At 41.0% G+C, this 18,045-nt stretch carries 15 protein-coding genes and 5 tRNA genes; 7 read left to right on the plus strand and 13 right to left on the minus strand.

Annotated elements, in window-relative coordinates; translation table 11 throughout:
- Positions 1-5: 5 nt before the first annotated feature.
- The 7 genes from ABJV04_RS19160 to gltX all read right to left on the minus strand — a co-directional run bounded on the left by ABJV04_RS19160 (position 6) and on the right by gltX (position 3,764).
- Positions 6-209 carry a DUF1289 domain-containing protein gene (locus ABJV04_RS19160; RefSeq protein ID WP_348493211.1) on the minus strand — a complete coding sequence of 68 codons (204 nt, stop codon included), beginning with the start codon at positions 207-209 and terminating at the stop codon, positions 6-8.
- 19 nt (positions 210-228) lie between these two features.
- Positions 229-522, minus strand: coding sequence for a DUF1272 domain-containing protein (locus tag ABJV04_RS19165; RefSeq protein ID WP_348493212.1), 294 nt, complete (start codon positions 520-522; stop codon positions 229-231).
- A gap of 12 nt (positions 523-534) precedes the next feature.
- Positions 535-1,335, minus strand: a complete 801-nt coding sequence (locus ABJV04_RS19170) for a YiiX/YebB-like N1pC/P60 family cysteine hydrolase (RefSeq protein ID WP_348493213.1) — start codon at positions 1,333-1,335, stop codon at positions 535-537.
- Between the two features lie 281 nt (positions 1,336-1,616).
- Positions 1,617-1,692, minus strand: a tRNA-Glu gene (locus tag ABJV04_RS19175).
- A gap of 223 nt (positions 1,693-1,915) precedes the next feature.
- Positions 1,916-1,991 (minus strand) — tRNA-Glu (locus ABJV04_RS19180).
- A 177-nt stretch (positions 1,992-2,168) separates the two neighbouring features.
- Positions 2,169-2,244, minus strand: a tRNA-Ala gene (locus ABJV04_RS19185).
- Positions 2,245-2,354: 110 nt separating this feature from the next.
- On the minus strand, positions 2,355-3,764 hold the full coding sequence (gene gltX, locus ABJV04_RS19190; RefSeq protein ID WP_348493214.1) for a glutamate--tRNA ligase: 1,410 nt from the start codon (positions 3,762-3,764) through the stop codon (positions 2,355-2,357).
- Between the two features lie 250 nt (positions 3,765-4,014).
- Here gltX and ABJV04_RS19195 point away from each other — a divergent pair.
- From ABJV04_RS19195 to ABJV04_RS19220, 6 genes are all read left to right on the plus strand, one after another.
- A tRNA-Val gene (locus ABJV04_RS19195) sits at positions 4,015-4,090 on the plus strand.
- Positions 4,091-4,205: 115 nt separating this feature from the next.
- A tRNA-Val gene (locus tag ABJV04_RS19200) sits at positions 4,206-4,281 on the plus strand.
- A gap of 374 nt (positions 4,282-4,655) precedes the next feature.
- Positions 4,656-6,278: a response regulator gene (locus ABJV04_RS19205; protein ID WP_348493215.1), complete on the plus strand. Its 1,623-nt coding sequence runs from the start codon at positions 4,656-4,658 to the stop codon at positions 6,276-6,278.
- A gap of 131 nt (positions 6,279-6,409) precedes the next feature.
- Positions 6,410-8,197: an ABC transporter ATP-binding protein/permease gene (locus ABJV04_RS19210; RefSeq protein WP_348493216.1), complete on the plus strand. Its 1,788-nt coding sequence runs from the start codon at positions 6,410-6,412 to the stop codon at positions 8,195-8,197.
- 14 nt (positions 8,198-8,211) lie between these two features.
- Positions 8,212-8,433 carry a DUF3820 family protein gene (locus ABJV04_RS19215; RefSeq protein ID WP_303474229.1) on the plus strand — a complete coding sequence of 74 codons (222 nt, stop codon included), beginning with the start codon at positions 8,212-8,214 and terminating at the stop codon, positions 8,431-8,433.
- A 30-nt stretch (positions 8,434-8,463) separates the two neighbouring features.
- Entirely contained in the window at positions 8,464-8,805 is a 342-nt protein-coding gene (locus ABJV04_RS19220; RefSeq protein ID WP_348493217.1) for a hypothetical protein, read from the plus strand.
- Between the two features lie 69 nt (positions 8,806-8,874).
- Here the strand turns inward: ABJV04_RS19220 and rpsO are convergent, their stop codons facing one another.
- Entirely contained in the window at positions 8,875-9,144 is a 270-nt protein-coding gene (rpsO, locus tag ABJV04_RS19225; protein WP_216047418.1) for a 30S ribosomal protein S15, read from the minus strand.
- A gap of 241 nt (positions 9,145-9,385) precedes the next feature.
- On the opposite strand from rpsO, the gene ABJV04_RS19230 reads away from it, so the two are divergent.
- Positions 9,386-11,722: a M20/M25/M40 family metallo-hydrolase gene (locus tag ABJV04_RS19230; RefSeq protein ID WP_348493218.1), complete on the plus strand. Its 2,337-nt coding sequence runs from the start codon at positions 9,386-9,388 to the stop codon at positions 11,720-11,722.
- 97 nt (positions 11,723-11,819) lie between these two features.
- Here the strand turns inward: ABJV04_RS19230 and truB are convergent, their stop codons facing one another.
- The 5 genes from truB to rimP form a co-directional block, all read right to left on the minus strand.
- Entirely contained in the window at positions 11,820-12,770 is a 951-nt protein-coding gene (truB, locus tag ABJV04_RS19235) for a tRNA pseudouridine(55) synthase TruB (protein WP_348493219.1), read from the minus strand.
- On the minus strand, positions 12,770-13,198 hold the full coding sequence (gene rbfA, locus ABJV04_RS19240; protein ID WP_348493220.1) for a 30S ribosome-binding factor RbfA: 429 nt from the start codon (positions 13,196-13,198) through the stop codon (positions 12,770-12,772). Before rbfA ends, truB begins: the two co-directional genes overlap by 1 nt.
- 72 nt (positions 13,199-13,270) lie before the next feature.
- On the minus strand, positions 13,271-15,880 hold the full coding sequence (gene infB / locus ABJV04_RS19245; protein ID WP_348493221.1) for a translation initiation factor IF-2: 2,610 nt from the start codon (positions 15,878-15,880) through the stop codon (positions 13,271-13,273).
- A 28-nt stretch (positions 15,881-15,908) separates the two neighbouring features.
- Positions 15,909-17,402 (minus strand): transcription termination factor NusA, encoded by a 1,494-nt coding sequence (gene nusA, locus ABJV04_RS19250; RefSeq protein ID WP_348493222.1) that lies wholly within the window; start codon positions 17,400-17,402, stop codon positions 15,909-15,911.
- A 49-nt stretch (positions 17,403-17,451) separates the two neighbouring features.
- The gene (rimP, locus tag ABJV04_RS19255; protein WP_348493223.1) at positions 17,452-17,907 is read right to left on the minus strand and encodes a ribosome maturation factor RimP; all 456 of its coding nucleotides are present in this window, start codon (positions 17,905-17,907) and stop codon (positions 17,452-17,454) included.
- Positions 17,908-18,045: the final 138 nt, after the last annotated feature.

The raw sequence follows: 18,045 nt of genomic DNA on the forward strand, positions 1-18,045 counted from the left end.
CAGTTTTATGATCTGTTATTTGAAATTTTGTTTCGTTGCCCTTTACGTTTTTCTACCTCAAGCAGTATGCTAGCTTTTTGTTGCTCGTTAGCACTGCCCCACGCTAATATCTCTTTTATGCTGCGATAACAGCCCACGCAAACATCGTCTTGGTCTAAACAGCAATTGCGAATACAAGGTGAGTCAATTTTTTGGGAGTGCAATTTCATCTGCTTTTTTAAGCCTATTTTATTTAGCCAGCACAGATTGACGAAACGCTCGAATTTCATCAATGCTATATGGACTGACTACCCGTTTGTTTGATGCTGGCTGATGTTGCAAGCTAACACCCGGCCGAAAAGCAGTAGCAGGTCTTATGGGTCTGGCACTAAAGCCACCACCACAGTTGGGGCAAACATTCAAAAGTACAGTTTCAACACAGTCTTGGCAGAAGGTGCATTCGTAGGTACAGATAAACGCGTCTTCACTCTCAGGCGGTAAATCTTTGTCACACCACTCACAATTTGGTTTCAGTTCGAGCATCTCAATCTCCAGCTAATCACTTGCAACAGCAGGTGGTTGGTTTTCTGTTTCTATCTTAGTTTCAGAATCCCAATTAAAGGTATAGGGATCGAAGTGTTGTTCGATAGTGGGTTTTATAATGGCGAAATAAGGCGAGATGTCAAAGTCTCTTGGGACAAACAAAGTGTGGTGCCTAGATTGGAAAAAGTGGTTTAGTTTGGATTGATAACCGCTGGTATTAGTTGGCTTCACTTTTTGCGGCAAAATAGGATAGCCAATTGACTGAAATCCTTGAGCTAGCAAAGAAGAACAAATGGCTCGTGTCGGATCACCGCTCCCTAAAGACAGCATATTCCGTCTCCAGCCCACAGGAACAGGAGGCGTTTGAATCAAGTATCGGGCTAAATCGAGGATATTTTTAGTGTCGTACTGATGCCCTATTCGCTGTTTCCCGTAGGCTATTACTTTTTCAATATCCTCTTGATTGAGACTAACAGGTCGACAGATTCGAGTACCTTGTTCCACGTACTCTTGTAAATTTATCACCCTAACCCCTTCCACTACATCAGCCTCAAGAAGCTGTACTTTAGCAATATCCGGTTTTTCAACACCATATTGGTCACTAATGCATAAGGTGGCGTGTGACCAGCTGGATTGGGTTAAATATTTAATTGCAGTACTTACCCGACTAATACCGTCAATAAGCAATACGTCGCCCTTTTTTAAGGTTTTAATTAAAGCTTCAGGTTCGCAAGTGGTTTCACTTTGGTATGTTGGGCTAGGCTTTTGTAAAAAGTGCGCTATTTTATCGCCTATCCACGTCAATGGACTCAATGCTAATTACCGATAAGTTTGAATAGCACCTAATATGCAACAGCTACTCTATTTGTGCAAACTAGGGATTCAGATGAAGTTAGAAACAAGGGTTTTAGAGCAAGCACTCATATCAGCGAACAAGCTTATTGTGGACAGGCATAGATAATATGATAGAAACGAACAAGCTCATAAAGCTCATTGTGGACAGGCATGGATAATATGATAGAAACGGTTCTCTTTTCTTCCGGCATAAAAAACAGACATAAAAAAACCGCACTAAAAAGTGCGGTTTTTCTAATTGGCGTCCCCAAGGGGATTCGAACCCCTGTTACCGCCGTGAAAGGGCGGTGTCCTAGGCCTCTAGACGATGGGGACAGAAATTTTGCCTATCGAAGCAAGCTTCGATAAATTTCTGTAAGGCGAGTCGAGCCTGCGAGAGGAGCGACATTATTGGATGGTGAACCACCCTACAACTTTAAACGACTTACAAAAAACAATTTTCTATCTCTACTATTTACTTAATTCGCCCAGGAGTGTGAATTAAGCGTTCCTTGTTGCCGTTGCCGGCCACCGAGTACATCCTGTACTCTGTTTAAAATGGCGTCCCCAAGGGGATTCGAACCCCTGTTACCGCCGTGAAAGGGCGGTGTCCTAGGCCTCTAGACGATGGGGACAGAAATTTTACCTATCGAAGCAAGCTTCGATAAATTTCTGTAAGGCGAGTCGAGCCTGCGAGAGGAGCGACATTATCGGATGGTGAACCACCCTACAACTTTAAACGCCTTACAAAATCAAATTCTTGTCATATCTACTGTTTACTGGCCTAGGTGGTAGTAAACAATCCATGATATTGGTGGAGCTAGGCGGGATCGAACCGCCGACCTCTTGCATGCCATGCAAGCGCTCTCCCAGCTGAGCTATAGCCCCGTGCTATATGTCACTAGTGGCTAAGCTTTTTAGCTAGCTACCATTCCTTGACAGCGGGGCGCATTCTAGGCATCAGACCTTTTTATGTCAACGACTTTTTTAAGATTTTTTTATGTTTTTTCTCTGTTTGCTATATAAATGAGCGCTTTGTCGATTCGTTGTGCAATTTGTTCAGATTTTAACAGGTGTAAAGTAACATCTAGAGAAGGTGAGTTCCCTGCCCCTGTAACAGCCACTCGTAACGGCATACCCACTTTACCCATACCAATCTCTAATTCTTCCGCAGTTTCATTAATTGCGTTCTGAATTGACTCAGGAGTCCAATCAGCAATAGTCGATAATTTTTCTTTAACTAACACTAACGCTTCTTTAGCAACAGGACGTAAATGTTTTTTCGCGGCCTTAGCATCAAACTCTTCGTACTCTTCATAAAAGTATCGACTAATCTGGGCTAACTCAACCAAGGTTTTCACTCGATCAGCCTGCGCTTCAATAACCGCTTCAAGACTAGGTCCGTTATTTATATCGATGTTTTGTTGCTGAAAATGCCATTTGGCATGCTCTGCAACTTCAGCTGCCGGTAACGTTTTAATGTAATGCTGATTTAACCAAATAAGTTTATCAGTGTTAAATGCCGACGCTGATTGACCAATGGAATCTAAATCAAACAAATCGATCATTTCTTGTTTGGAGAAAATTTCTTGGTCGCCATGGGACCATCCCAAACGAACCAGGTAATTCAACAATGCTTGGGGAAGGTAACCATCATCTCTATACTGCATGACACCCACGGCACCATGTCGTTTAGACAGTTTTTTACCATCATCACCTAAAATCATCGATACGTGAGCATATTCTGGTACAGGCGCACCTAGCGCTTTTAATATGTTTATTTGACGAGGAGTATTATTAATATGGTCTTCCCCTCTGACCACATGAGAGATTCCCATATCCCAATCATCAACGACAACGCAGAAATTATAAGTAGGAGTACCGTCACTACGCTGAATGATTAAGTCGTCTAATTCGGCATTAGCGATTTCTATCTTGCCACGGATATGGTCATTGATTACGACAGTGCCTTCTAACGGGTTTTTAAAGCGAATAGCAAAAGGCTGATCTTCTGGATGATCTGTTCTGTCGCGCCAAGTTCCTGGATAACGAGGTTTTTCACCGGCAGCCATTTGCTTTTCACGAATATCATCTAATTCTGCAGAGCTCATAAAACACTTATAGGCTTTTCCTTCACTTAGCAGTTGATCAATCAATTCTTTATAACGGTCAAAACGTTTAGTCTGATAGTAAGGTCCATCATCATAATCCAAACCTAACCAATCCATTCCTTCCAAAATGGCATCTATTGCCGCTTGGGTGGAACGCTCAATATCAGTATCTTCAATCCGCAATACAAACTTACCTCCTTTACTCTTGGCATATAACCATGAATAAAGTGCTGTTCTTGCACCTCCTACATGTAAATAACCGGTGGGACTGGGAGCAAATCGGGTGATCACGGACATTATTGTTTCCTTTTTAATTAAGTGCGCGAAGTTTACCAGTCTACGTAGGCTAAAAAAAACCAATTTTAAAAACTAATCCACGATAAACGACTTTTTTAAGGCCATTTGTACATAAATCACTCGGCAAAATAGCCAAATGGATAGAAATTCACCATTTAAACAATATTTTTATAGATTAGGGTTGACAGTCTAAGTCGCATATCTATAATAGCGCTCCACTTGCCAAGCACAGCAAGTAAAGAAGAAAATTGGACGCTTAGCTCAGTTGGGAGAGCATCGCCCTTACAAGGCGAGGGTCACTGGTTCAAGCCCAGTAGCGTCCACCAATTTTCTGCAAGATTTAAAAGTTCAAAATGGACGCTTAGCTCAGTTAGAAAGAAGAGCAAGCATCACCGCCTTTTACAAAAGAAGGGCGAGGGTCACTGGTTCAACACAAAATATGGACGCTTAGCTCAGTTGGGAGAGCATCGCCCTTACAAGGCGAGGGTCACTGGTTCAAGCCCAGTAGCGTCCACCATCTTTTTCCATGTTTCAAAATCTTTAGGCGAGGGTCACTGGTCAAGTCTTTCAGACCGAGCCGGCAGTAGCGTCCACCATCTTTTTCCCCATATTTTAAAATATCTATTTCTCTATTTCTCTATTTCTCTATTTCTAGCCAGATTAAAACTAAACAGCCATAGTTCATGCTTTACCTAGTAGGTAAGTAACTGAAAGACTCATTTGCGAAAATTATTGATATTGCCCCCATACTCTTTTATTAAATAGAAGTGCTGTAATAAAGCTTATTCCGTTGATTCAGGTCAAAATTTTTAACCTTGGATAGCAAAAAGACCTTATCAAAATCGTAAAAAGTACGATAACCTAGTCATCTGTTTGCAAATTTATTGGCTTATGAATCCCCAGATATCGAAAGAAACAAAAGTACTGGTCGTCGATGATCAAGTTTTAGCTAAAGGCTATATGAAATACTCTTTAGAAGAACTGGGTTTTAACCAGATTACTTATGTGGATAGAGCTCAACATGCATTGAATAAAATCAGGCATGAACACTATGATCTTATCATTTGCTCATACAACTTGAAAAAAGATCACGATGGCTATCATCTGTACGATCAGTTAAAACATAATGGCGAACTAGAGCCTAGTACTGCATTTATTTTTATTAGTGCCGATACCACCTCAGATTTAGTCCATAGCATTGTCGAATTGCAACCCGATGACTTTCTCGCCAAACCCTTTACTGTAAATGATTTAGATAAACGCTTAACCAAGGTATTAGTAAGAAAGCGTGCCCTCAAAAAAGTTTATCGCTATATGGGTAAAGGGCAGCTATCTAAAGCACTTGCAGAAGTAGAGTTATTTTTATCTGAGCCCAAAAATGCTGAATTTTTCCCCCTCGCCCTTAAAACAAAGGGAGAGTTATTATTAGCCTGCGGTCATTACGAGCAAGCAAAAGAGTTTTATCAAGCCATTATTAACGTGCAGTCTTTTACCTGGGCGCAATTAGGCTTAGTGAATGCCCATATACGTTTAAATGAAGATGACGAAGCTGAAAAGTTAGTCCTTGAATTAGCGTTTAAGTCGGACTCCCAGTTAGCCGCTTATGATTTATTATCTGCACTGCATATCAAACAAAAAGACTTTGATGTGGCTTTAGAATGCGTTGTGATGGCAACAGAAATATCGCCACGTAATATTAGACGGCATAAGACCGCGCTAGATTTATCGCGTATTACCCATGATTATGAAACACAATTTGATGCTGCCAAAAAAATTGTTCGTTTTGCCAAAGACTCAATTCATGATAAGCCAGAAAACTATTTAAACGTTGCGCGCGCCGGAATTGACTTCGCCATGACAGCCGATGAAAGTGAAACTTATAATTTACTTAAGCAAGCCAACGAATATGTAAAACAATTTAAGTCTGCTTTTCCTAAAGCCGAACTTAACGATCAAATTAAAGTGATTGATGCCCGTCTTCTTTATTTACAAGACGAAAAAGAAAATGCCAAAGCCTTACTTGATCAGCTAGCTGAAGAAAACTGGGAATTAGAAAGTATGGATGCCCTGTTAGACAAAGCGAAAGCATTTCATGAGTTAGGGCTGTATGAAAAATCAAACAATATAATGGATGTAATTGAGCAAAGATGTAAAAAAGACGAAAAGCAAGGTAGTCTATTTTTGCATTATGTAAAACAAGAAAAACAAGAACGCTCAACCATTAAACAAACACCTAAAGAGCTTAACAACACTGCGGTTGCCTTTTATCGACGAGGTGACTTAGAAGATGCGTTACGTGTTTTCAGACAAGCTTTTACGGTAATGCCCAAAAATATCGCCATTGCTTTAAATTTGCTACAAGCTATCACGATGAATGAGAACACCAATAAATCCGATATTTCGATTCAAAAACTAATCGATAATTGTATTCGTGTGATTGAGAACGGTGAACTTAATGATGAGCAATTTGAACGCTATCAAAAAGTCAGAGAAATGTTACACGAGAGCGCTTAAGCTGGTTCAATTCGCGCTAAAGCAGCATATGGACTCTAGCGCCCGGAAAATTGAGGTTCTTGTAAAACCGTCAATCAGTGAGTGAGCTTTTCTGATAAACTGACCCTACGTTTTATTCCTGCAGCAACAATATGCGTTCACGAAGAATACCAATTGATCCTGATACTCCTGTTAACTGGCTAGTTCTCAAGCAACTATGGCCTTACTTATTAGAGTTTAAACAACGGGTTTTACTTGCCTTTGTTTGTTTAGTGGCCGCCAAGTTAGCCAGTGTCGGTTTGCCTTTTGTGCTAAAACACACTGTGGATAGCTTAAATTCAAAAACAGAGCAGCTAATTCTCGCTCCCATTGCGCTGATCGTTGCCTACGGTGCATTGCGCCTTGCTAATGTTTTATTTGGTGAAATTAGAGATACCCTATTCGGCAGAGTGACAGAGCGAGCCATGCGTCGAGTTGGGTTACGTGTGTTTGAGCATCTACATAGCCTAGACTTAGACTTTCACCTGAATCGACAAACTGGCGGACTCACCAGAGACATCGAAAGAGGTACCAGTGGCATAAGTTTTCTTATGCGTTTTATGGTTTTTAATATTGGCCCTACGCTAATTGAAATCGCCATGGTAGTTGGCTTACTGTTTTATAACTATGGATTTAACTTCGCCATCGTTATCCTTCTTTCAGTGGTGTTTTATGTCACATTTTCAATGAAAGCCACTGACTGGCGAACTAAATATGTACGTGAAGTCAATCTTGCTGACTCCAGTACCAATACACGAGCCATTGATAGCCTCCTCAATTATGAAACCGTCAAGTACTTCAATAATGAAGCTTATGAAGCCAATCGGTATGATAATGACTTAGCTGGCTGGGAATCGGCCAGACGCAAAAACAGACTATCATTATTTGCGCTAAATGGTGGACAGGCATTAATTATTGCCATTGCCATGACATCGATGATGGCCATGGCTGCCTATGGTGTTGCCGATGGTAAGATGACCATTGGTGATTTTGTATTGATCAACGCATTTACCATGCAAATATTTATGCCCTTAAATTTTTTGGGGTTTGTATATCGAGAAATTCGAGGTTCGTTGGCGAACATTGAAAATTTATTTAGTTTACTTGGCAAGTCCGCCACAGTTAAAAATGAGCATGACGATACGGCTTTAAAGGTCAATGGTGCCGAGATCACCTTTAGCAATGTCGGATTCAGCTATCATCCCGACCGCCCTATTTTAGATAACCTCTCATTCACCATAGGAGCTGGAGAAAAAGTCGCCGTGGTCGGTGAAAGCGGTGCTGGAAAATCGACTATCGTAAAACTACTATTTCGCTTCTACGATGTAACAAAGGGAAAGATACTGATCGATGACCAAGATATCAGTCAAGTTTCCCAACAGTCCTTACGAAAAGCCATTGGAATAGTGCCCCAGGATACAGTTTTATTTAATGACAGCATATTCGAAAATGTACGTTATGGCCGGCCTACCGCTAGCGATGAAGAAGTGAATCAAGCGATAGACTTAGCCCATCTCCGAAAGTTTGTAGACAGTTTACCTAAAGGCGCTCAAACCCAAGTGGGCGAACGTGGACTAAAACTTTCTGGTGGTGAAAAACAACGGGTTGCAATAGCCAGAACCATTTTAAAAAGGCCCCCTATTTTAGTTTTTGATGAAGCGACGTCTTCGTTAGACAGCCAATCAGAAAAAGCGATCTTAGATGCCATTAAAGACGTATCTAAGGGGCATACAAGTTTGGTCATTGCTCATCGTCTTTCCACAATCATAGATGCTGACAAAATTGTTGTACTAGAAAAAGGAAACGTAGTAGAACAAGGCACGCATAAAGAGCTTTTACAGCAGCATGATTTATATAAAAAGCTTTGGGATACCCAACAAAACTCATTACAACAAGATTAGAATGAAACAAGCAAATGTTTGATCCAACAGTCATAAAACAAGCAGTCAACCAAACAATGCCATTTGGCAAGTATGCAGGCCGAAAACTGCTGCACTTACCTGAGCCCTATTTAGTCTGGTTTCATCAAAAAGGCTTTCCAGCAGGAAAACTAGGAGAACAACTGGCATTGATGTATGAAATAAAACTTAACGGCTTAGAATCAATGCTCGCGCCTTTATTAGATGAAAACCAATAACGGGTTCCATATCTATTTGGAGGTTAACCCATGAGAGTATCGCGAAACAATACTAAACAGCGCAATGCCATTGACGAAAATTTGTTGGCTATCCATCAACGTATTGGTGAAAAGCTTTTGCAGTCCCCCGAGATGATCAACAAAGTTGAAGAGAAACTTGAGTCACGATTCAATGCTGGATTAATTTATCGAGGCTTATATTTAGATTGGTGGTCAGTTCTGGAACTGAAAGGTGATATGTCCAGTTTAGTCTCACAACTATGTGTTGAAAATGAGCGGATGAATAAATTACGACGTCACTCACCTTTCGTTGGAATTCTGACTGAGACTGAACGTGAAGAATTTTTCAACCAGCAACAAGCTCGACATTAGCCCAATAGAATTTTTAAACTGGATCAAAAAAGGCGCTATTAAGCGCCTTTTTTATGCTATCAAATCGAATTAACGACGTAGACCTAAACGTTTGATAAGGTCTTGATAACGCTCTACATTTTTACCTTTAAGGTAATCAAGTAACTTACGACGTTGGCTAACCATACGTAACAAACCACGACGTGAGTGATGGTCTTTCTTATGATCAGCGAAGTGACCTTGCAATTTATTGATGTTGTTAGTCAATAAAGCAACTTGTACTTCAGGTGAACCAGTATCACCTTCTTTAACACCGAAGTCGGCAATTATTTGTGCTGTTTCTTGAGTAGTTAGTGACATATTTTTCTCCAAATTTAATAAAGACTCGCCGATCACTAATTCAGCGGAGTCGAAAGAGGGCGTATTATAGCGATGCCGCTATTTTTATCAAGGTAAATTACCGACAAATACTGATTATAGAACCTGAGTGATGCTTTAATTAATCTAACTCGAATTTGTTGCTTTTTTATTCTACATTAAACTAATAGTTATCAGCCCCCGTAGCCTAGCAAGTATACGGCAAATTTTACCAAGGAATGCCATGGCTCAATATGAAATGACAGCTTCAAGGCTTTATAGTTTCCTCGTAGTGATGGCAATTGTATTTACAGTAGTATGGACCTGGAATGCACAAAAACCCGCTGATGATGCTCAATATAAAATAGCTGACGAGACTATATCCATTACCAATACTTGGGCTCACATAGCTAACATTAGTGAACTCCCCCACTTCACCGGCTCTAGCGGACATGCCAAGGTTCGAGACTATTTAGTCAATCAGTTAGAAGAGTTAGATTTAGAGGTCGAAGTGCAAACAACCTTGGGGTTGCGATCAAACTATTTTGTGGCTTCAACTGTATCTAACATTATTGCCAAGATACCAGCTACAACACCTTCAAAGGGGAATAAAGCTTTAGCCTTAATGTCCCATTACGATTCGGCCAACGGCTATTCTCATGGTGCAAGTGACGCTGGCAGTGGCGTGGCGGCAATAATTGAAGCAACCCGCGCATTTTTAAACAGTGGATTAACCCACAGCAACGATATTTATATTATTTTTACCGATGCCGAAGAACAAGGTTTACTTGGCGCGCAAGGTTTTGTCAAAGAACATCCCTTAGCAGATAAAATTGGCTTAATTCTAAACTTTGAAGCACGAGGTTCTGGGGGACCAAGCTTTACCTTATTGGAAACCAATCACGGTAACAAAAATATATTGGAAGGGTTAGTTGATGCTAAGTTATCCAACCCTACGGCTAATTCTTTGATGTATAGCATTTATAAAATGTTGCCAAATGATACCGATCTCACTGTATTTAGAGAAGAAGCTGACATCAACGGCTTAAACTTTGCCTTTATTGATGATCATTTCGATTACCATACTGCCCAAGACACTCCAGAGAGGTTAGATGCGTCTAGCCTTAATCATCAAATTAGCTATTTATCGGCATTATTACCCTACTTTGCTAATTCAGATTTAGAAAAACTCACCACTAACAAAGATGTGGTGTATTTTAATTTTGCTAATATTGCGCTCTATGACTATCCGTTTTTATGGGTACTGCCCATAAGTATTTTAGTGGCACTGGTATTTTTAATGATGTCCATTAGCGCCATTAACAAAAGACGGATTAAATTGAAGTCTGTATTAATAGCCACTTTCCCCATTATCCTAAATATTATTTTCGCAATCGCTATAGGCTTAGTAGGTTGGCATGTCTTAGTTTGGTTTTATCCGCAATTCAATGACATACCGCAAAGGTTCCCCTACGGCGGTCACTACATATTAGCTACCGCTATTTTGCTTACCATTTGTATGGGCTTTTTCACCTACCAAGTATTCGCTAAACGGTTTCCAAGCATAAGAATAGTTGAATGGTATTTGCCTATTATTGCCCTGTGGATTGTCATTAATATTTTAATTGGTATTTTTCTAACGGGAGCGGGCTTCTTTATTATTTTAGCCGTCGCTCCACTGGCAATTTTTGGCAATATTCTTCGATACAGAACCACGGCAAACAGAAAAGTCATTACCTATACTCTTTTTAGTTTACCCGGTTTAGTCATAATATCGCCTCTGATACCGACGATTGTGGTAGGACTAGGGCTTCCAAATTTAGCTATCGCTACAATAATGACCACGATGTTACTGATGACCTTACTGCCAATATTTTTTATTATCAAAGGTCTCAGAAGTATTCAGTTATTTTGTTTAGCGGGCGCATTTATTAGTTTTGTAGGCATTCACCTCAACGCTGATTATTCTGAGGATCGAAAAAAGCCAAGCAGTATTAATTACCTATACGATACTGAGTCAAACCAAGCTAGGTTATTTTCCTATAACCAACATTTAGATAGTTTTGTTCAACCTTTTTTTACGCTTAAGGACACTGACACGAGTGATTTAAAGGGCTTAGTTTCAGATAGAACGAGTCGTTCTGCCCATTATGCTAGCCAAACTAAAAAACTTGATATCCAACCCACAAATGTAGTGGTAACTCACTCAGTAGATGAAAATGATATCAGCCAACTCACACTGAAAATCGAACCCAACCGCCCTCTTAATTCAATTCAAATTATAAGTGATACACCTTTAGATGTGTTTGCATTGTCCATTAACCAAAAAGCATTCGACATATTAGGCAGTAGAAAACAGAATAACTCGGTGATGTACTATGTTGTAACTGACATGCAGCCCATTGAGGTAAAAATAAAATATCGTCCTGATAGTCAACCAGCACAATTACGTTTAGTGGAAACAAGTCGAGACTTAGCACAACATTTTATGCAATTAACACCTCGCAGTGAGGATATTATGGCATCACCTTTTAAAGTAACCGATGCAGTTATTATTAGCCAAGTTATCATTCAAGAGTGATTGTCACCCATAAAAAAACTCAGGGGAAACAGTGTTAAATTAACTGCTTGCCCTGAGTATTGATTCACTTAACATTAGATTGTTAGTGCAGAAGGATTTATCTTACCACTAGACGTTTAGGAGCAATCTGTAGGTTATCATCAATGAAACCTACCCCTAAAAATAGATCATCGCAATAAACTCTCACTTGAGAATCTAATGGCATCGATAATTTTTGTTTAGGATTGACTGGATTACCATTGCAAAAATAACTTGCTCGCTCAGGCTCCAGTTCAACTGCAGGCAGAGTTTTGACCGGTGAATCCATGGCTAATAACAAGGCATCCATGGCCTCAAAACTGCTGTCATCCATAATATCCAATTCATTATCATTAATGACCTGTCGCATAGCCAATAATGCATCTAAGGTTATGACTTTATCAGCAGGATAGTCGGCTACTTTAGAGCGATGTAAACGACTAACAAAAGCGCCACACCCTAAAAGTTGGCCAATATCATCAACCAAAGAGCGAATATAAGTGCCTTTACTGCAATGCACAATCATATCCACTTTATGGCCTTCAATCTTTTCAATTTGCAGCGAAAAGATAGTGATTTTCCGGGCTTCCCTGGGTACTTCAATACCTTGTCTGGCATAAAAATAAAGGGGTTTACCTTGGTACTTTAAGGCCGAAAACATGGAGGGTACTTGATCCGACGTTCCCACAAAGCTCAAACAGGCTTTTTCAATTTCTGCTTTGCTAACCTCTACAGGTTTGCTCTCAACAATCTCACCATCAGCATCAGACGTTGTCGTACGCACACCCAAAGTGGCTGTAACTGAATAGGTTTTATCTGCATCCAGAAGAAACTGTGAAAACTTGGTAGCTTCTCCTAAACAAATAGGTAACATTCCTGTTGCCAGAGGGTCAAGGGCACCCGTGTGGCCAGCTTTTGCAGCATTAAAACAACGCTTAACCTTTTGCAGTGCATCGTTAGAGGATAAACCTAACGGCTTGTCGAGGAGTAACATGCCATCAATGGCACGCCCTTTACGCTTTCTCGCCATTAGTTATTGTCGTCCGTGTCCTGATCTTCTTTATCTAAATCACGCCCAGCTTTTAAGGCTCGCTCTTTATCCTCATTCAGTGTTTGTGACACTAAAGTGGATATACGAATACCTTCGGTGATTGACGTGTCTTGATAAAATTTCAAAGCTGGAACTGCACGCATACGCATACGTTTAGCTAACAAAGTGCGAATAAAGCCTTTGTTATCTTCCAAAATTTGATTAAACAATTTCAGTTTTTCTTCATCTGTTTCGAAAAAAGTCACATAGACTTTTGCGTGGGCTAAATCTCGAGAGACATCAACCCCAGACACAGTCACCATGCCTAAACGTGGATCACGGTTTTTAAATTCATTTTGGAAAATGCTGGCCACTTCTTTGTGGATTTGCTGTCCAACTCGTTCAGTGCGGGAAAATTCTCTAGCCATACTGACACTCCTAAATTCCAGTCAAAAACGGAGGCTTAAGCCCCCGTTTTAATTCTAATTGAAACGCGAGGGTTATATTTCGCGTTTTACTTCTACGGTTTCGAATACTTCGATTTGGTCACCGACCTTAACATCGTTGTAGTTCTTCACGCCGATACCACATTCCATACCGTTACGTACTTCTTGTACGTCGTCTTTGAAGCGGCGAAGTGATTCAAGTTCACCTTCATAGATAACTACGTTTTCACGAAGTACACGAATAGGCGCACTACGTTTAATGTTACCTTCAGTTACCATACAACCAGCGATTGCACCAATTTTCGGTGATTTAAATACATCACGTACTTCAGCCAAACCAATAATTTGTTGTTTGAACTCAGGTGCAAGCATACCGCTCATTGCTTGTTTAACTTCATCTATCAGGTCATAAATAACACTGTAGTAACGTAAGTCGATTTCTTCAGCTTCAATTATGCGTCTAGCTGTCGCATCGGCACGAACGTTAAAACCAACCACAATGGCACTAGAAGCTGCGGCTAAGCTAGCATCAGTTTCAGTAATACCACCAACACCACTGCCTACAATAATGACTTTTACTTCATCAGTAGAAAGTTTGGTTAAGGATTCTGAAATTGCTTCTACTGAGCCCTGAACGTCGGCTTTTAGTACCACATTCAGTTCACTAACATCACCGGCTTCCATGTTTGCAAACATGTTTTCAAGCTTGGCTTTTTGTTGTTTAGCTAATTTCAAATCACGTTGTTTAGTATGACGTTTGCTCGCAACTTCACGGGCTTTACGCTCATCTTGCACAACTAATGCGTCTTCACCGGCAATAGGCACACCGGATAAACCAAGCACTTCTACTGGTGTAGATGGACCGGCAACTGTTACTTCATGGCCATTTTCATCACGCATGGCACGAACACGACCGTATTCGATTCCGCATAATAGAATGTCGCCAGCTTTCAACTCACCTTCTTGAACCAGTACCGAAGCCACAGGGCCGCGACCTTTATCAAGGCGAGATTCAATAACGATACCTTTTGCAGGGCCAGTTGGTACAGCTTGTAAGTCAAGTAATTCAGCTTGCAAAGAAATCGCTTCTAGAAGCTCATCGATGCCCATACCTGTTTTAGCAGATACGTTTACGAATTGGTGTTCACCACCCCATTCTTCTGAAATAACTTCAAGTTGCGATAATTCAGTCTTAACACGATCTGGATCGGCAGCTTCTTTATCCATTTTGTTAACCGCAACAATCAAAGGTACGCCAGCAGCTTTTGCATGCTGAACAGCTTCTTTTGTTTGTGGCATTACGCCATCGTCTGCGGCAACAACCAAGATAACGATATCTGTTGCTACTGCTCCACGAGCACGCATTGCAGTAAACGCGGCGTGTCCAGGAGTATCTAAGAAGGCAATTCGACCATTATCAGTTTCAACGCTGTAAGCACCAATATGCTGGGTAATACCACCAGCTTCGCCATCGGCAACTTTCGCTCTACGAATGTAATCCAACAACGAGGTTTTACCATGGTCAACGTGACCCATGATGGTAACCACTGGCGCTCTGTTTTCTTTATCGCCAGACGCTTTATCAGCTAACAATTCGTCTTCTAATGCGTTGTCATTGACCAATTCATATTTGTGACCCATTTCTTCTACTACTAATACCGCAGTGTCTTGGTCCAATACTTGGTTAATGGTAACCATTTCACCCATTTTCATCATCGCTTTGATTACTTCAGTGGCTTTAATTGCCATTTTGCTAGCAAGTTCGCCAACACTGATAGTTTCACCAATACGAACAATACGTTCTACGGGTTGAGCTGGTTTGTTGAAGCCATGCTTAAGGTCAGCACCAGCATTCTTTTTCGATTTCTTACGACGACGAGATCCGCGCTCTACTTGCGCATCTTCTTCATCTTCTGCTTCTTGAGCATAACGGTTAGAGTGTACATGCACTTCTTCAGCTTCTTGCTTTTTACGACGTTCTTCTTCTTCTTTCCAACGACGCTCATTTTCTTCTGCTAAACGTTTTGCTTCTTCAGCCGCTTTCTTAGCGTCTTCTTCAAGTTTACGTTGTGCTTCATCTTCCTGAAGTTTGCGAATACGCTCAGCTTCTGCTCTTGCTTCTTCCTGAGCGGCCTTTTCTTCTGGAGACAACTGCACTTCTTCTTTTTGACGAGCAGCAGCTTCTTTTTTCGCTTGCTCAATTCTTGCCGCTTTTTCAGCTTCTGCTTTCGCTTTGGCTTCTGCCGCTTTTACTGCTTTTTCTTCAGCTGCTTTTTTCGCTTCTTCAGCAGCTTTTTTCTCTGCTTCAAGTTTTTCCTGCGCTTCTTGCGCTTTACGCTTAGCTTCTTCTTCTGCTAAACGCGCTTCTTCAACATCAGTGCGTTTAACATAAGTACGTTTTTTACGTACTTCAACTTTAACAGCTTTTGACTTACCAACACTTAACGTACTAGTAGTCTTGCGTTGCAAGGTCATGCGCTTTGGTCCTTCCGAACCATTGCCACCGTGAGATTTACTCAGGTGATCAAGCAATTGACGTTTTTCATCTTCGGTGATCATATCACCCGCTTTTTTTGTTAAACCTGCGTCTGCAAACTGCTGAACTAAGCGATCAACTTGAGTGCCTATGTCGGTGGCTAGTTTTTCGATGGAGACTTCTGCCATATAGCTGTATTCCTCTTGTTGATCTTACTTATTCTTCACTAAACCAAACGATGTTACGTGCAGCCATTATTAGCTGTCCGGCTTTTTCTTCGTCTAGTTCTTCAATATCACTGATTTCATCAGTACCTTGTTCGGCTAAGCCCTCAAGGTCTGTAATTCCTCTACTTGCTAGTACGTAGGCCACATGGCGCTCCATACCTTCGAGGTTTAGTAATTCTTCTTTTGGCTCAGAAGCTTCAAGTGACTCTTCATTTGCCAAAGCTTGTGTGGTTAATGCCGCTCTTGCTCTACCACGAAGTTCTTCAACCATGTCTTCATCGAAACCTTCGATGGCTAACAATTCATTAGCTGGAACATAAGCGATTTCTTCGACTGTTGAGAATCCTTCGTCAACCAAAACGGCAGCGAAATCTTCGTCAATATCAAGACTTTCAATAAACACGCCTAACACTTTCGAATTTTCCTCTTCGTGTTTAGAGTTTAAGTCTTCAACGGTCATTACATTGAGTGTCCAACCAGTTAACTGGCTGGCTAAGCGTACGTTTTGACCACTACGACCAATTGCCTGTGCTAGGTTGTCTGCTTCAACAGCGACATCCATTGAACCGGCATCTTCGTCAACCACGATTGATGCTACTTCTGCAGGAGCCATAGCATTGATGACGAATTGCGCTGGATTCTCATCCCACAACACGATGTCAACACGCTCACCGCCAAGTTCACCAGAAACGGCTTGCACACGAGAACCACGCATTCCTACGCAAGCCCCTACAGGGTCCAAGCGCTTGTCGTTAGTTTTCACAGCAATTTTAGCTCGTGAACCTGGATCACGGGCAGCGGCTTTAATTTCTAACGTTTCTTCAGCGATTTCCGGCACTTCGATACGGAACAATTCAACCAACATATCTGGATGTGTTCGGCTAATAAATAACTGTGCACCGCGAGCTTCAGGACGGATTACGTATAACAAACCACGTACTCTGTCACCTGGGCGGAAAGTTTCGCGAGGAAGCATATCGTCACGGTAAATAACCCCTTCAGCATTATTACCTAAGTCGATAATAACGTTGTCGCGATTCACCTTTTTCACTGTACCTGTAACCAAATCACCAACACGATCTTCGTATTCCGCAATCATTTGTGCTCGCTCGGCTTCACGTACTTTTTGCACGATAACCTGTTTAGCTGTTTGCGTAGTGATACGGTCAAATTTAATTGATTCAATCTGATCTTCTATAAATTCACCCAATTGAATTTCGGGATCATCCACTTGGGCTGCAGAAAAGGTAATTTCTGCATACGGGTTTTCTTGTACCTGATCATCAGGAATAACTACCCAGCGGCGAAAAGTATCAAAATCACCAGTTTCACGGTCGATATTTACTCTTACTTCAATTTCGCCTTCATTCTTCTTTTTAGTAGCGCTGGCAATAGCATATTCTAATGCCTCAAAGATTTTCTCTTTGGGAACCTGTTTTTCATTTGAAACGGCTTCTGCCACTAACAAAATTTCTTTATTCATCGTTGCCTCACTGATTGCTTCCCTAAGAAAGCGCTAATATGAATCTTTCTTAAAATGTTGGAACCAAATTACCTTTTTCGATATTTGCCACGGCTAAAACGAATTCTTGACCATCAACTTCTACCGTTAAATTTCCATTGTCTACACTTAACAATGTACCTTTAAAGTTTCTTCTATCATTCATTGGCATACGCAACCGTATTGCCACAACCTCACCAACGCACTGTTGATAGTGGGCTTCTTTAAAAAGCGGTCTATCCATGCCTGGTGATGACACTTCTAGGTTATATTCAGTACTAATGGGGTCTTCCACATCTAGCACTGCACTCACCTGTAAACTCACATCAGCGCAATTCTCAACAGTAATACCATCGGGATGATCTATATAGACACGCATAGTTGAGTGTTTTCCGGCACGAACAAATTCTACTCCCACCAGCTCAAAGCCTGTAGCTTCAACTGGTGCAACTAGCATATCCGTGAGTTTTTGTTCAAGTTGTGACAAAAATAAAGCTCCAAATACAAAAAAAGGGCGAAAAGCCCAGATATAGTAAACCAATAATAACAACAAAAAGCCCCGGACAAGCGGGGCTTTTTGTTTCTGGACCCTAACCCACTATTCAACTCTTATGGCTGCTTAACA

This window comes from Aliiglaciecola sp. (assembly GCF_039982535.1).
Classification (GTDB): Bacteria; Pseudomonadota; Gammaproteobacteria; order Enterobacterales; family Alteromonadaceae; genus Aliiglaciecola.

Excerpts from the sequence above, each read along its gene's own strand:
- ABJV04_RS19230 (WP_348493218.1), top strand. The coding sequence starts at position 9,386 with ATGGCTCAATATGAAATGACAGCTTCAAGGCTTTATAGTTTCCTCGTA.
- ABJV04_RS19210 (WP_348493216.1), top strand. The coding sequence starts at position 6,410 with ATGCGTTCACGAAGAATACCAATTGATCCTGATACTCCTGTTAACTGG.
- ABJV04_RS19215 (WP_303474229.1), top strand. The coding sequence starts at position 8,212 with ATGTTTGATCCAACAGTCATAAAACAAGCAGTCAACCAAACAATGCCA.
- ABJV04_RS19160 (WP_348493211.1), bottom strand. The coding sequence starts at position 209 with ATGAAATTGCACTCCCAAAAAATTGACTCACCTTGTATTCGCAATTGC.
- ABJV04_RS19205 (WP_348493215.1), top strand. The coding sequence starts at position 4,656 with ATGAATCCCCAGATATCGAAAGAAACAAAAGTACTGGTCGTCGATGAT.
- gltX (WP_348493214.1), bottom strand. The coding sequence starts at position 3,764 with ATGTCCGTGATCACCCGATTTGCTCCCAGTCCCACCGGTTATTTACAT.
- rbfA (WP_348493220.1), bottom strand. The coding sequence starts at position 13,198 with ATGGCTAGAGAATTTTCCCGCACTGAACGAGTTGGACAGCAAATCCAC.
- rpsO (WP_216047418.1), bottom strand. The coding sequence starts at position 9,144 with ATGTCACTAACTACTCAAGAAACAGCACAAATAATTGCCGACTTCGGT.
- nusA (WP_348493222.1), bottom strand. The coding sequence starts at position 17,402 with ATGAATAAAGAAATTTTGTTAGTGGCAGAAGCCGTTTCAAATGAAAAA.
- ABJV04_RS19220 (WP_348493217.1), top strand. The coding sequence starts at position 8,464 with ATGAGAGTATCGCGAAACAATACTAAACAGCGCAATGCCATTGACGAA.
- ABJV04_RS19165 (WP_348493212.1), bottom strand. The coding sequence starts at position 522 with ATGCTCGAACTGAAACCAAATTGTGAGTGGTGTGACAAAGATTTACCG.
- truB (WP_348493219.1), bottom strand. The coding sequence starts at position 12,770 with ATGGCGAGAAAGCGTAAAGGGCGTGCCATTGATGGCATGTTACTCCTC.
- infB (WP_348493221.1), bottom strand. The coding sequence starts at position 15,880 with ATGGCAGAAGTCTCCATCGAAAAACTAGCCACCGACATAGGCACTCAA.